The sequence below is a fragment of the Vreelandella titanicae BH1 genome (assembly GCF_000336575.1).
Classification (GTDB): domain Bacteria; phylum Pseudomonadota; class Gammaproteobacteria; order Pseudomonadales; family Halomonadaceae; genus Vreelandella; species Vreelandella titanicae.
In genome coordinates this window covers 47,323-61,070 of the sequence record NZ_AOPO01000014.1, presented here as the reverse complement: position 1 = coordinate 61,070, position 13,748 = coordinate 47,323, and the positions used below count along the sequence as shown (strand labels likewise).

General features: G+C 56.7%; 18 protein-coding genes and 1 riboswitch. Of the genes, 13 read left to right on the top strand and 5 right to left on the bottom strand.

From position 1 onward, the window contains the following. The first annotated feature begins 9 nt into the window (after positions 1-9). The 13 genes from rpsE (at position 10) to trhP (ending at position 9,869) form a co-directional block, all read left to right on the top strand. Positions 10-510: a 30S ribosomal protein S5 gene (gene rpsE / locus HALTITAN_RS19675; RefSeq protein WP_007111990.1), complete on the top strand. Its 501-nt coding sequence runs from the start codon at positions 10-12 to the stop codon at positions 508-510. 6 nt (positions 511-516) lie between these two features. Further along, positions 517-699 (top strand): 50S ribosomal protein L30, encoded by a 183-nt coding sequence (gene rpmD / locus HALTITAN_RS19670; RefSeq protein ID WP_022520864.1) that lies wholly within the window; start codon positions 517-519, stop codon positions 697-699. A gap of 3 nt (positions 700-702) precedes the next feature. Next, positions 703-1,137 (top strand): 50S ribosomal protein L15, encoded by a 435-nt coding sequence (gene rplO, locus HALTITAN_RS19665; protein WP_009288138.1) that lies wholly within the window; start codon positions 703-705, stop codon positions 1,135-1,137. Then, entirely contained in the window at positions 1,138-2,469 is a 1,332-nt protein-coding gene (secY, locus tag HALTITAN_RS19660) for a preprotein translocase subunit SecY (RefSeq protein ID WP_008959155.1), read from the top strand. A 64-nt stretch (positions 2,470-2,533) separates the two neighbouring features. Continuing rightward, entirely contained in the window at positions 2,534-2,647 is a 114-nt protein-coding gene (gene rpmJ / locus HALTITAN_RS24990; protein WP_008959154.1) for a 50S ribosomal protein L36, read from the top strand. A gap of 123 nt (positions 2,648-2,770) precedes the next feature. Next, positions 2,771-3,127 carry a 30S ribosomal protein S13 gene (rpsM, locus tag HALTITAN_RS19655; RefSeq protein ID WP_022520863.1) on the top strand — a complete coding sequence of 119 codons (357 nt, stop codon included), beginning with the start codon at positions 2,771-2,773 and terminating at the stop codon, positions 3,125-3,127. Positions 3,128-3,166: 39 nt separating this feature from the next. After that, positions 3,167-3,553, top strand: a complete 387-nt coding sequence (rpsK, locus tag HALTITAN_RS19650) for a 30S ribosomal protein S11 (protein WP_007111985.1) — start codon at positions 3,167-3,169, stop codon at positions 3,551-3,553. A gap of 12 nt (positions 3,554-3,565) precedes the next feature. Then, entirely contained in the window at positions 3,566-4,186 is a 621-nt protein-coding gene (gene rpsD / locus HALTITAN_RS19645; RefSeq protein WP_008959152.1) for a 30S ribosomal protein S4, read from the top strand. A gap of 98 nt (positions 4,187-4,284) precedes the next feature. Continuing rightward, positions 4,285-5,280 (top strand): DNA-directed RNA polymerase subunit alpha, encoded by a 996-nt coding sequence (locus HALTITAN_RS19640; protein WP_009288137.1) that lies wholly within the window; start codon positions 4,285-4,287, stop codon positions 5,278-5,280. A 39-nt stretch (positions 5,281-5,319) separates the two neighbouring features. Beyond that, entirely contained in the window at positions 5,320-5,706 is a 387-nt protein-coding gene (rplQ, locus tag HALTITAN_RS19635) for a 50S ribosomal protein L17 (RefSeq protein ID WP_008959150.1), read from the top strand. Positions 5,707-6,037: 331 nt separating this feature from the next. Continuing rightward, the gene (locus tag HALTITAN_RS19630; protein WP_039860215.1) at positions 6,038-7,369 is read left to right on the top strand and encodes a D-alanyl-D-alanine carboxypeptidase family protein; all 1,332 of its coding nucleotides are present in this window, start codon (positions 6,038-6,040) and stop codon (positions 7,367-7,369) included. 92 nt (positions 7,370-7,461) lie between these two features. Continuing rightward, the gene (locus tag HALTITAN_RS19625) at positions 7,462-8,337 is read left to right on the top strand and encodes a DMT family transporter (protein ID WP_027958798.1); all 876 of its coding nucleotides are present in this window, start codon (positions 7,462-7,464) and stop codon (positions 8,335-8,337) included. A 140-nt stretch (positions 8,338-8,477) separates the two neighbouring features. Further along, positions 8,478-9,869 carry a prephenate-dependent tRNA uridine(34) hydroxylase TrhP gene (trhP, locus tag HALTITAN_RS19620; RefSeq protein WP_009288135.1) on the top strand — a complete coding sequence of 464 codons (1,392 nt, stop codon included), beginning with the start codon at positions 8,478-8,480 and terminating at the stop codon, positions 9,867-9,869. Here the strand turns inward: trhP and HALTITAN_RS19615 are convergent. The 5 genes from HALTITAN_RS19615 to thiM all read right to left on the bottom strand — a co-directional run bounded on the left by HALTITAN_RS19615 (position 9,862) and on the right by thiM (position 13,582). After that, complete coding sequence (locus HALTITAN_RS19615; protein WP_009288134.1) at positions 9,862-10,599, bottom strand: DODA-type extradiol aromatic ring-opening family dioxygenase; 738 nt, start codon at positions 10,597-10,599, stop codon at positions 9,862-9,864. The genes trhP and HALTITAN_RS19615 overlap by 8 nt on opposite strands. A gap of 118 nt (positions 10,600-10,717) precedes the next feature. Next, positions 10,718-11,155: a DoxX family protein gene (locus HALTITAN_RS19610; protein ID WP_051052153.1), complete on the bottom strand. Its 438-nt coding sequence runs from the start codon at positions 11,153-11,155 to the stop codon at positions 10,718-10,720. A gap of 78 nt (positions 11,156-11,233) precedes the next feature. Next, on the bottom strand, positions 11,234-12,154 hold the full coding sequence (locus HALTITAN_RS19605; protein ID WP_039860214.1) for a LysR family transcriptional regulator: 921 nt from the start codon (positions 12,152-12,154) through the stop codon (positions 11,234-11,236). Continuing rightward, entirely contained in the window at positions 12,151-12,783 is a 633-nt protein-coding gene (gene thiE / locus HALTITAN_RS19600; protein WP_039860212.1) for a thiamine phosphate synthase, read from the bottom strand. Before thiE ends, HALTITAN_RS19605 begins: the two co-directional genes overlap by 4 nt. Further along, positions 12,773-13,582, bottom strand: coding sequence for a hydroxyethylthiazole kinase (gene thiM, locus HALTITAN_RS19595; protein ID WP_039860211.1), 810 nt, complete (start codon positions 13,580-13,582; stop codon positions 12,773-12,775). Before thiM ends, thiE begins: the two co-directional genes overlap by 11 nt. Before the next feature lie 23 nt (positions 13,583-13,605). Then, a riboswitch (TPP riboswitch) is annotated at positions 13,606-13,704 on the bottom strand. Between the last annotated feature and the right edge of the window lie 44 nt (positions 13,705-13,748).

Genomic DNA, 13,748 nt, shown 5'->3' with positions numbered 1-13,748 from the left:
GGTTTTACGATGGCGAAGAACGAACAGCAAAGCGGTGATCTGCAAGAGAAGTTAGTGCAGGTCAACCGCGTCGCCAAGGTGGTCAAGGGTGGTCGTATTTTCGGCTTCACCGCACTGACCGTCGTTGGTGATGGTAAAGGTCGTGTCGGTTTCGGTCGTGGCAAGGCGCGTGAAGTGCCTGTCGCAATCCAGAAAGCGATGGATCAAGCTCGTCGCAACATGGTCAAGGTGAACCTTGCTGGCCATACGCTGCAGTACCCGGTCAAAGCCCGTCACGGTGCTTCCAAGGTGTACATGCAGCCGGCTTCCGAAGGTACCGGTATCATCGCCGGTGGCGCCATGCGCTCTGTATTAGAGCTCGCCGGTGTCCACGACGTACTGGCCAAGTGCTACGGTTCCACCAACCCGGTTAACGTGGTACGAGCGACTGTTAAAGGTCTCTCCTCCATGCAAGCACCGGAAGACGTGGCCGCCAAGCGCGGTCTGTCTGTCGAAGCGATCACGGGGTAAGGCACCATGGCAGCAACGATCAAGGTTACCCAGATCCGCAGCACCATCGGCATTATGCCCAAGCACAAGGCTACTATGAAAGGCTTGGGCCTGCGTCGCATCGGTCATACGGTTGAACTGGAAGACACCCCTGCCGTACGCGGCATGATCCACAAGGTGAACTACCTTGTGCGCGTTGAGGGAGAGTAATCCATGAAACTCAATAACCTAAGCCCGGCTCCGGGCTCCAAACACGCTGCAAAGCGCGTTGGTCGTGGCATCGGTTCCGGTCTTGGTAAGACCGGTGGCCGTGGTCACAAAGGTCAGAAGTCACGTAGTGGCGGCAGTGTTAAGCCCGGTTTCGAAGGCGGTCAGATGCCTTTGCAGCGTCGTTTGCCGAAATTCGGCTTTACGTCTGCAAAATCTCTGGTCTCTGAAGAAGTACGCCTGGCTGAGCTTGCTAAAGTTGCCGGTGGCGAAGTCACCCTGGCATCTTTGAAAGAAGCCAACGTGCTAAAGGACTCTACGCTACACGCGAAGATCATCCTTTCTGGCGAACTGAAAACGGCGGTTACCGTTCGCGGAATCAAGGTCACCAAAGGTGCCCGTGAAGCGATCGAAGCCGCTGGCGGCAAGGTAGAGGACTAAATGGCCAAGTCAGGAAAAATGCCGGCGATGGGCAGCGGTCTGAGTGAACTGTGGGCGCGTTTGCGCTTCGTGCTCCTCGCCATCGTGGTGTACCGTATTGGTGCCCACATTCCCGTTCCCGGTATCAATCCTGACCAGCTTGCTGCCTTGTTTAGGGAGCAACAGGGCACCATTCTGGGCATGTTTAACATGTTCTCTGGTGGCGCCCTGGAGCGCATGAGTGTTCTCGCCCTGGGTATAATGCCCTATATATCGGCGTCGATTATCATGCAGCTCATGACTGCGGTCTCCCCTCATCTTGAGCAGCTCAAGAAAGAGGGTGAGGCTGGCCGCCGCAAGATTAGCCAGTACACCCGCTACGGCACGGTGATACTGGCGTTTGTCCAGGCTACCGGCATGTCCGTCGGTCTGGCTAGCCAAGGCATCGCGTACAGTGCTGACTTCAGCTTCTATTTCACCGCCGTGATTACGTTTGTATCGGGCGCGGTGTTTATGATGTGGCTAGGTGAGCAGATTACCGAGAAGGGCATCGGCAACGGTATTTCGCTGCTGATCTTCGCCGGTATTGTCGCTGGACTGCCCAGTGCCGTGGGCCAAGCCTTCGAGCTTGCCCGTAATGAAGGGGCCTGGAATGTTCTGCCGCTGTTAGCGCTGTCAGTGTTAGGTATTGCGACTGTCGCCTTTGTGGTTTTCATTGAGCGCGGCCAACGCCGTCTCAAAGTTAATTATCCTCGGCGACAAGTGGGCAATAAGATGTATGCAGGGCAAAGTAGCTACCTGCCTTTGAAGGTCAACATGGCCGGTGTTATTCCGGCGATTTTTGCCTCCAGTATCCTGCTTTTCCCGGCCTCTATTGGTCAGTGGGTAGGTGCCGGTGAAGGTATGGAGTGGTTGCAGCGTGCATCTCAGGCATTAGGCCCAGGTCAACCGCTTTACATCTTGCTTTTCGCGGCGGCAGTGGTATTCTTCTGCTTCTTTTACACAGCGCTGGTCTTCAACCCCAAGGATGTGGCTGACAATCTTAAAAAGTCAGGCGCTTTCCTGCCGGGCATTCGCCCCGGCGAGCAGACCGCTCGCTATATCGACAAGGTCATGACACGTTTGACCCTGTTCGGTGCCTTGTATATCACTGCGGTTTCCTTGATGCCCCAGTTCTTGATTGTGGCGTGGAACGTGCCGTTTTTCTTCGGCGGTACCTCGTTGTTAATCGTAGTCGTGGTCATCATGGACTTCATGGCCCAGGTGCAGTCGCATCTCATGTCGCATCAGTATGACTCAGTGATGAAGAAGTCCAACCTGAAAGGCTACGGTAGCGGCGGTATCATGCGCTGAGGCGCCGTCCACCCCTATTTAGTTAGAGAGGGCGCGCCGCGAGCCGGTTTTTGGAGAAAGATCGATGAAAGTTCGAGCTTCCGTAAAGAAAATGTGCCGTAACTGCAAGATCATTCGTCGCAATGGCGCTGTCCGCGTCATCTGCAGCGAGCCACGGCACAAACAACGCCAGGGTTAATAGCCTGGGTTGTATTAAGCGGGTGCCAGCATACCCCTTGCCTTAGGGCAAATGATGGGGTATGCTGTTGCGCCTTTTGTAGATGAATAAACGAGCAAGCCGCTCAAATTTCGGAGTAAGCTGATGGCCCGTATTGCAGGCGTCAATATCCCGGACAACAAGCATGCGGCGATCTCGCTGACCTATATCTTCGGGATTGGCCGTACCCGTGCTGAGCACATCTGTGCTGCAGCCGGTATCGCGCCTACTGCCAAGATCCAGGATCTGTCTTCTGAAGAAGTCGACACCCTGCGTTCTGAAGTTGGCAAGTACACCGTAGAAGGCGACCTTCGTCGTGATGTCACGCTTAACATTAAGCGTCTCATGGACTTAGGCTGCTACCGTGGTCTGCGTCATCGTCGTAGTCTTCCGCTGCGTGGTCAGCGGACTAAGACTAACGCGCGCACCCGTAAGGGCCCGCGTAAGCCGATCCGCAAATAACACGCACGTTCTGGCGTAAAGACAGGAATAGACATCAACATGGCTAACCCGCGTAGTAACCGTAAAAAGGTTAAAAAGCAGGTAGTGGATGCGATTGCGCATATCCATGCCTCTTTTAACAACACGATCGTGACGATCACAGACCGCCAGGGCAACGCTCTTTCTTGGGCGACTGCCGGTGGTTCGGGTTTTCGTGGTTCTCGCAAGAGCACCCCGTTCGCTGCTCAAGTGGCAAGCGAACGTGCAGCAACTGCTGCAGCCGAGTATGGTGTGAAAAACGTAGATGTACTGGTTAAAGGCCCAGGTCCCGGTCGTGAATCCGCCGTGCGCGCACTGAATGCCGCCGGCTTCCGCGTGCAAAGCATCGTAGACGCGACGCCCATTCCCCATAATGGCTGCCGTCCGCCTAAGAAACGCCGCGTTTAAGGAGACAGATTCATGGCTCGTTATATTGGACCGAAGTGCAAACTGTCTCGTCGTGAAGGCACCGACCTCTTTTTGAAGAGTGGTGTTACTCCCTTCGAGAAAAAGTGTAAATCCGAGCAGATCCCGGGTGTACACGGCCAGCGTCGTCAGCGTCTTTCAGACTACGGCTTGCAGCTTCGCGAGAAGCAAAAAGTACGTCGCATGTATGGCGTACTCGAAAAACAGTTCCGTAACTACTACAAAGAAGCCGCTCGCCTGAAAGGTGCGACCGGTGAAGTATTGTTGCAGTTGCTCGAATCCCGACTGGATAATGTCGTCTACCGCATGGGCTTCGGCTCGACTCGCTCTGAAGCGCGTCAGCTGGTCAGCCACAAAGCGATTTCCGTGAACGGCCGCACCGTTAACGTTGCTTCCTATCAAGTGAAGCCGGGTGACGTTGTTTCCATTCGCGAAAAGGCGAAAAACCAAGCACGTATTCAAAGCGCGTTGTCCATTGCGGCCAACCGTGGCGATATCGCTTGGATCGAAATCGACGCCAAGAAGATGGAAGGCACTTTCAAGGCTCTGCCTGAACGCGGTGACCTGTCTGCCGACATCAACGAAAACCTGATCGTCGAGCTGTACTCCAAGTAAGCAGTTTTCTGTTTCTTGTCAATCTGGTGCCGGTTTAACGCCCGCGCCAGATCTTACCGAGTACCAAGTATCCGTTTGGCAGCCTGAAAGGTGTTCATATGCAGCGTTCAGTGACAGAGTTTCTCCGTCCTCGCGACATCAAGGTCGAAGAAATCAGCGCACATCACGCCAAAATCGTGCTCGAACCGTTCGAGCGTGGCTTTGGTCACACCCTGGGGAATGCACTACGTCGCATTCTGCTTTCGTCCATGCCCGGCTGTGCCGTGGTAGAGGCTGAAATCGCCGGCGTCGAGCATGAATACAGTGCGCTTGAAGGGGTGCAGGAAGATGTCATTGAAATCCTCCTGAACTTGAAAGATGTTGCGATCAAGATGCACAGCCGCGATGAGGCGGTGCTCACGCTGAACAAGCAGGGCCCAGCCGTCGTCACCGCTGGCGACATTGCGCTTGATCATAGCGTCGAAATCGTCAACCCGGACCACGTCATTGCTCATGTCAATGAAGGTGCCGAGCTGAAAATTCAGCTTAAGGTAGCGCTGGGTCGTGGCTACGAACCGGCTGACGCGCGCGGCTCTGATGAAGAGTCACGTGCCATTGGCCGCCTGCAGCTGGATGCCACCTTCAGCCCTGTCCGCCGTGTTTCCTACTCGGTTGAGGCCGCTCGTGTCGAGCAGCGCACCGACCTCGATAAGCTAATTATCGATCTGGAAACCGACGGTACCCTGGATCCGGAAGAGGCTATCCGTCGCAGTGCGACCATCCTGCAAGAGCAGCTGGCCGCCTTCGTCGACCTGGAAGCTGATAAAGAACAGGAAGTCGAAGAGGAAGAGGATCATGTCGATCCAATTCTATTGCGCCCCGTAGACGATCTTGAGTTGACCGTTCGTAGCGCGAACTGCCTAAAAGCCGAGAATATTTACTACATCGGTGATCTTATCCAGCGCACAGAAGTTGAGCTGTTGAAGACACCGAACCTCGGTAAAAAGTCTTTGAATGAAATCAAAGATGTATTGGCGGCTCGCGGCTTGTCCCTTGGCATGCGGTTGGAAAATTGGCCACCGGCAAGCCTGAAGGACGACAAAGCCTCCGCGTGAGCGTCGACTTGAGTCCCAGTTTGGTAAGGAATTACAACCATGCGTCATCGTAAGAGTGGTCGTCATCTGAATCGCACCAGCTCGCATCGTCAGGCCATGTTCAAGAACATGTCTGTCTCGCTGGTCGAACATGAAGTCATTAAGACAACCCTGCCGAAAGCCAAGGAGCTGCGTCGCGTAATCGAGCCGCTGATCACCTTGTCTAAGCAGGATAGCGTTGCAAACCGTCGTTTGGCGTTTGCCCGCACGCGCTCTAAAGAAGCCGTCGGCAAACTGTTCAACGAATTGGGTCCGCGTTATGCCGAGCGTCCGGGCGGTTACGTCCGTATTCTCAAGTGCGGTTTCCGCACCGGCGACAACGCGCCTATGGCGTTCGTTGAACTAGTTGACCGTCCGGTTGTTGAAGAAGCCGCTGCAGAAGAGTAATCCTCTGCGCCAGGCCTCTTTGGTAGCGAATGAAAACCGACCCTCAGTGGTCGGTTTTTTTTATGGGCGCATTTATCTTCTGTTTTCTACACTTAACGGCGTCTATTCTTCGTACTAATACCCTATACTCGGCCTATTATTAAATTGAGTAAGCGTCGCGTGCCGCTTGGGCAAGCCTTGTGTTGTAGCTTGAGTGTGGCATGGTAGTTAAGCAGCGGCAGGTTGGTTAAACAGCGATTCGAACTAGCGCATTGATAACAAGCAAGGGGCAGGTATGTATGCGAGGATAAAAAGCGCTGCCGGGGGAGCGTCGGCGATAGGGTTTTTGAGTATGCTAATGCTGCTCATACTTGCGATGGTCACTACTGCGCATGCCGACAACCCGCGCTATGCGGGTATTGTCGTTGATCTGGATAATGGCGAAGTGCTTTACGCCGAGAATATTGACGATCAGCGCTATCCTGCGTCGCTTACCAAAATGATGACGCTCTATCTAACCTTTGAAGCGTTAGAAGAGGGTACGCTGCGCTTGGACCAACCCTTGCCGGTTTCCCATTACGCTGCCGCCAAGCCTGCTGTCAAACTGTGGCTGGCGGCGGGCAGCTCAATTCCGGTGGATACCGCTATTCGCGCACTCGCGGTTCGCTCTGCCAATGATGTTGCCGCAGTGGTTGCCGAAGCCCTGGGCGGCAGCGAAGCCCACTTTGCCCAAATGATGACCACCAAGGCACGCGAGCTGGGCATGCATGCCACCACCTTTCGCAATGCCTCTGGCTTGCCGGATGACGGCCAAATCACCACCGCGCGGGATATGCTCACGCTTTCGGTACGCGTGATGCAGGACTTCCCCCAGTACTACCACTACTTCGGCCTGCAAGAGTTTACCTACCGCGGCACCCGGCACACCAGCCACAATCGATTGGTGCGTGACTACCCAGGTGCCGATGGCCTAAAAACGGGGTTCATTCGCGCCTCTGGCTTTAACGTGGCCACTACCGCAGTGCGCGGTGATCGGCGGCTGGTGGGCGTCGTCATGGGTGGTTTTTCATCCCAGTCCCGGGATACCCATATGGCCAATCTGCTGGATCGTAGCTTCTTGCGTGCGTCGCTACGCGACCAGCAAAGCTGGATGGGTGACACCAGCTTCTCGCGGGAATTTATGGCCTTTGCACCCCCTGCTCAGCCGGTGGCACCACAGCAGCCAGCGCCACGCCAACCCCTGCTGGCGGTGGTCGAAACGTCAACATTGTCACCATCGAGTAACTCTACCCCCTCAACGCCGGTTGTCGATCTTGAAGAACAGCTAGCCGATATCGTCACCATTCAGCGCCCCACGCCGGCAAGCGAAGATCCACAGCCCGACCCACTTCAAGCGTTCATTGAGCGTGAACGCAAGATGGCTTCTGTCACTGAAACGGGCGGTGGCTGGGGGGTGCAAGTGGGTGCTTTCAGTCGTGAAGCCCAGGCACGGCAATTGGCGCAGCAGGCGGCTCAGCGGATTGCTCAGACTTTAGGCGGACGCATTGCTGTAGACACGGTAGAGGGCCAAAACCCGGTTTATCGCGCCCGGCTAATGGCATTGGACGAGCAGCGCGCTCGCCAAGCGTGCCGTGAGCTGCACTCCCAAGGTATGGACTGTATGGTCGTTAACGCCAGCTTGTAAGGGGGGGGGGGCGTCATCACCCCGCCAATGGCTAATTGGCGGGGTTTTTCTTTTTTGGCACTTTGTATTGACCAGTGAACAGGGAGATCGCGGTGACAACCTCGCTGAAAGGCATACTCTGCATGTGTTTGGGCGTTCTTTTCCTCGCCCTAGGCGACGCTGTTTCCAAGTGGTTAGGTGAAGTGCACTCGCCACTGCAGATTATTTTCTTCCGTGCCTTGGTATCGCTACCGCTGATTGCGCTGCTTGCCCATTTTGCCGGTGGGTTACGCAAGCTGCGTACGAAACGGCCGGGTGTCCATTTGCTGCGCGGATTGATTTATACCGCCACCATGGTCTGTTTCGTATGGGGGCTAACGCTGCTCCCCCTGGCGGAGGCCACGGCGATTGCCTTTGTGGCGCCGCTGTTTGTGACCCTGCTTTCGGTGCCATTGTTGGGTGAGCGCATTGATCCACCGGTGCTGATCGCATCCTTGGTGGGGTTTGCGGGGGTGCTGATCGTGGTGCGGCCCAACGGCGATGCGTTTCAGATGGGCGCGCTGGTATTGGTGGGGGCGGCGCTATTCTATGCGCTGATGATGATTACCGCCCGGCGCTACGGCGCCCGCGAACACCTCTGGGCAATGCTGTTTTACATGACCTGTGTGCCGCTGGTGGTGACCGCGCTAACGCTGCCCTGGGTGTGGCAGACACCCCAGCCGTGGCACTGGGTAGGCTTTTTCGCCTCGGGAGTATTGGGCGTTGCGGCCACCGCTTTCATCACCTTGGCCTTTCGGTTTGCTCCTGCGGCCATCGCCGCCCCGTTTGATTACACCGCCATGCTCTGGGCGGTACTGCTGGGCTGGTGGTTCTGGGGTGAAATGCCGGATCTCTGGGTCTGGGTAGGCAGCGCCTTGATAATGGGCAGCGGGTTAGCGGTGGCGTATCACGACCGTAGGACAACCCTTAAACGTCGTCCTACCGCTTAACTGACGTCACTCTACCGCCACTTTTTGATCTAGGTCACGGAAGCGGTGAGCTTGCCAAAACGGCGGATTTGGGCTGGTTATAATCCTGGCCTTTCATCGCAGTCCGCTGCGAGCCATCGTCCTGATCACGGTGACTGTCTATGCAAGCCCCCGAACGACTGAAGCAAGCTCCCGAACTACTTTCCCCTGCGGGCACCTTCAAGAACATGCGTTACGCCTTTGCCTATGGGGCCGATGCGGTTTACGCGGGGCAGCCGCGCTACTCTCTCCGGGTGCGCAACAACGATTTTAAAATTGATAACTTACATCGTGGTATCGAGTATGCCCATGCCCGAGGCAAGCAGTTTTATGTTGCCTCCAACATTGCCCCTCACAACAGCAAACTGAAAACCTACCTCCAGGATATGGCGCCGGTGATCGAGGCAGGGCCCGATGCACTGATTATGTCGGATCCCGGTTTGATTATGATGGTTCGTGATCGCTGGCCGGATCAACCTATCCACCTCTCGGTGCAATCGAACGTCGTCAACTGGGCTGCCGCCCAATTCTGGCAGCGGCAGGGTATCAGCCGCATCATTTTGTCTAGGGAGCTATCACTGGAAGAGATCGGCGAAATACGCGAACAGTGCCCAGGCTTAGAGATCGAAACCTTTGTTCACGGCGCACTGTGTATCGCCTATTCAGGGCGTTGCCTACTGTCGGGTTATTTCAATCATCGCGACCCTAATCAAGGCACCTGTACCAACGCGTGTCGCTGGAAATACAACACCGTAGCAGCGACCCAGGATGACACGGGCGACTTAATAGCCGCCCAAGGAAGTGGCAGTGCAGCGGTCGGCAGCCCAGACGAGCTTTCGGCGCTGATTGAAGATGTTTCCCGCCCTGGCAAGCTGATGCCTGTGTATGAGGATGAACACGGCACCTACATCATGAACTCCAAGGATCTGCGCGCGGTGCAGCATGTCGCTCGGCTGACGCAAATGGGCGTGGCGTCACTAAAGATTGAAGGGCGCACCAAGTCCCATTATTACGTTGCGCGTACAGCGCAAGTCTATCGCCAAGCCATTGATGACGCAGTCGCTGGGCGCCCCTTCAATAAACGGCTAATGGATGAACTTGAGAACCTGGCGAATAGAGGGTACACCGAGGGCTTCTATCAACGCCATGTGCACGGTGAGTACCAAAGCTATGAGCAGGGGAACTCCATCGGCGTTCACCAGCAGTTCGTCGGTGAAGTGCTGGATTTCGATCCGGCTCGTGGCAGGTTGGAAGTCGAGGTTAAAAATCGCTTTGAAGTGGGGGATGGCATGGAGCTGATGCTGCCAGGTGGTAATCACCGCTTCGTGCTCGAGCATATCGAGAACTTGCGAGGTGAAGCGCAGAGCGCAGCACCTGGTTCTGGGCATCGCGTGCGAATCCCCGTTCCCAAGGTCAGCATTACCCCTGAACAGCTTGAGTTTGCGCTGTTAATGCGTGATCTCAAGCCTTCCAGAGCAGCACAACCTGAATCGTTAGGGGTAGCGATCAGCTAAACGCATAAACGTCCATCGCAAGCACACCGTGCTCTACGCTGTGGTGCAGCTGTTTTGCGTCGCCTCCTGCCCCCATGGCCACCAGCAATGGCTGAAAGTGTTCAGGGGTCGGGTGGTTCTCCTGCGCATAGGGTGCGCGCTCCCAGCTAAGCAGCGCTTCACGATCATTGGCGATAAGGCGCTCGCTTACCCAAGTGGCAAATTCATCTACCCAGGCGGGCACAGGGCTCTCCTGGGGCATGATTTCATACAGGTTATGGGTCAGGCTGCCCGAGCCGATCACCAAAATCCCCTCTTCCCGCAGAGCCGACAGGCGCTCGCCCAGCGTGGCCAGCTCCGCATTGCTCCAGCGCACCGGAAGCGACAGCGAGACAACCGGCACATTGGCGTCAGGAAACATCAGTGAAAGGGGCACCCAGGCGCCGTGATCCAGGCCGCGCTCTACCCGCTCGGCGCCCAGTAACACGGCCAGCCGTTCAGCCAGTTCCGGCTCACCCGGGGCAGGATACTGGCACTCGAAAAGCGCCTGTGGGAAGCCGCCAAAGTCGTGAATGGTTTCTGGTTTGGCGCTGATGCTGACCTTGAGCGCCAGGCTCTCCCAGTGCGCTGAGACTACCACCACCGCCTTGGGCGAAAGCTGCCTGCCCAGTTCGCGTAGAAAGGCATGAGCCGGGGTTTTATTGAGGGCCAGCATGGGCGAGCCATGGGAAATAAACAGACTAGGTAACATGAGTGAGTCTCCTCAGCAGCATGGCCAACGCTGGCGGTAAGCAAGCGCTGGCAATAGGGTTAGGCGATAGTTTTAGGCGATAGTTTTAGGCGATAGTTTTAGGCGATAGTTTTAGGTGTTAGGCGAATCGGTTGCTTAACACCCAGCGGCCGCTGCCCAGGCCCGCTTGCACGATTAACGCCAGCGTCCAGAACACCGGGAATTCCCAACCGCCGCCGGCATTTGAGAACATCCAGCCGTTGCCAAGATGCACCCAAGCAGCGCCGAGCAGTACCGGCACCAGTGCCAGGCTCACCCAGCGGGTGTAAACACCCAGAATCAGGGCGGCTCCACCGCCCACTTCCGCGGCAATGGTCAAGTAGGCCAGAAACCCTGGTAAACCCAGTGATTCAAAATAGCCGACGGTGCCCGGTAGGGTAAATACAAACACCTTGAGCAAACCGTGAGCAAGGGCCATCACACCCAGTGCGACGCGCAGTAGCGAGATGGCCTGGGGTTGTAAAGAGTGCTGTACAGAGGGCTGTAGAGAGGGGGCAGAGTGAGTATGCGTTGTCATCGTAGTAGCTTCCATCGAGTGGTTGATGACGCTACTTTACAGCCGGATCAGATCGAGATAATCAGCGAATTTTGCACATCACTGTTGCGTTATTGGCGATAATCCAATGTTTTGCTCCCAAATCGGCGGATCACCCCATGCCTCGGTGAGCAGGTCGATGAAGCGCTCCACCTTGGCGGGCAGGTAGCGCCGGGCGGGGTAGAGCGCGTGAACATCGAGCCGTACCGCTGGCTCATTAGTTAAGATGGGCACTAAATGCCCGCTGGCGATACTCTCTGTGACCAGAAAGCTGGGCTGCTGAGCGATGCCCAGGCCAGCTTCCGCGGCGTGGGTGAGTACATCGCCGTTATTGCTTTCCAGTGGGCCATTGACCGTCAATGACTGCGTGGCAATCTTCCAGTCAGCGCTCTGTTGGCCGCTGCGGTAGCGTAGGCAGTGGTGCTTGGCAAGGGCTTGAACGCTGTCGGGTTCACCGTGGTTGGCAAGATATTCAGGCGAGGCGCAAAACAGTAGGCGGCACCGCGTCAGTCGGCGCGCCACCAGGCTGGAGTCGGGCAGGCTGCCGATACGGATCGCTACGTCGTAACCCTCTTCCAGCAGGTCGACACGGCGGTCGTTCAAATCCAGGCGCACTTCCAGCGCCGGGTGAGTGTGCATAAATTGCGCGACGAGTGGCGCTAGGTAGCGGGTGCCAAAACTCATCGGCCCATTAACGCGCAGCCGCCCACGCACATCGCTGGTACCTTGGCCCACCTCGGCGGCGGCCTCATCGAGCGCTTGCAGTACCCCTTGGGCGCGTATCAGGTAGCGCTCCCCGGCCTCAGTGAGATGTAGCCGTCGTGTGGTGCGCTGTATCAGTCGCGCGCCCAATGTCTCTTCCAGTGCCATGACCTGGCGGGATACGCGAGTGCGGGAAATATCCAGCGCTTCAGCAGCACGGGTATAGCTACCCAACTCGGCTACCCGCACAAAAGCGACGATATGCTCTAACTGATTCATGACGCCGAATCGGCTTGGAAAATCTGAAAAGCGCGCGCTGCCTGGTAAGGGTCGGGCTGGCCACAAATGGCTGATATCACCGCTAAACCGTTCGCTCCCGCGCGCTGTACGCTAATCGCATGATCCGCTTTCAGCCCACCAATGGCCACGCTGGGCAGTGGGCACGCCTTGACCAGCGCCGCTAAACCGCCAAAGCCGATGGGCTGGGCGTGATCTTGTTTGCTCTCGGTGGCAAACACGGGGCCAATCCCGACATAATCGAGTAGCTCAAACGGAGAGACTTGCAGCTGGGCGATAGTATTGATCGACAGGCCGATAATCGCTTGATCACCTAGCACCCGGCGCGCTTGCTGAACGGCAGCGTCGCTCTGACCGACATGCAGGCCATCTGCCTGGCTTTCTAGTGCCACCTGCAAACGGTCGTTAATGATCAGCGGGACACCGGTGCCCGCCAGAAGCGCTTTTAACCGTTTGGCTTGGGCAATCATCTGTTCGTCGCTGGCATGCTTGTCACGCAACTGCACGATGGTGACGCCGCCTTTTACCGCTGCCTCAACCGTTTGTTCCAAACCATGCTCTCGGCAGAGCGTGGCATCGGTGACCAAGTAGAGCGATAGATCAAGCGGCATGGATTGCCTCCAGTTGGGCATAAGTAGTGAGGTCGTCAGGGGTGAGTTGATACAGCGCATCCAGTAGTGCCACTTGAAAACTACTAGGCCCGTTGGCGTGGCTTCCCGCACGCTCCCCTGTGACCGCAAAGCAGGCCAGCGCGGCTGCCGTTGCACCCAGTGGGGCGTCGCGGTTGGCAGCCACAAATCCCGCCACTAGCGCGCTCAGCCCACAGCCAAGCGTTGTTACGCGGGGCATCAAAGGATGGCCACCGTTAATGCGGTAGTGCTGTGTGCCGTCCGTCACCCAGTCGCTTTCACCGGTCATCGCGACAATACAGCCGTGTTTTTGCGCTAATGCTATTGCAGCGTCCACGGCTTGGTCGGTGGCGGCTGTGGCGTCCACGCCGCGGCCTTGGCTAGCTAAACCGTTAAGGGCAAGAATTTCAGACGCATTGCCACGGATCACGCTGGGTTTAGCGGCCAGCAGCTTCGCGCACAGCGTTTGGCGATAGCGCGTGGCGCCAACGGCGACGGGATCTAATACCCAGGGAATGGCATGCTGATCGGCAGTCGCTGTGGCGGTGAGCATAGCGTCAGCCCAGTGGGCAGAGATCGTACCGATATTAATCGACAGCCCCGCGGAGATAGCCGTGAATTCAGCCACTTCTTCAGGCGCATGCAGCATGGCGGGCGACGCGCCGGTGGCTAACAGCAGGTTGGCAGTGCTGTTCATGGCCACATAGTTGGTCATGCAGTGAACCAGCGGTGTCAATGAGCGCAGCGTCTCAAGGTAATCGCCAAGCGGGCGTAGGGTCATAGCATCCTCCCGGCAGGGAGGTGGTAAGCGTTACCACGACTCCCTACGCCGGTGTTATCCGGTTCAGGTTCAAAGGGTGCTTCTCAGCCCAACCGTAACGGAGGGCGCCCCTGTCGAGGGATTACTATCCTTGCCTGAAGTAGCCCTGTAAAGCCCCGGATGCGGA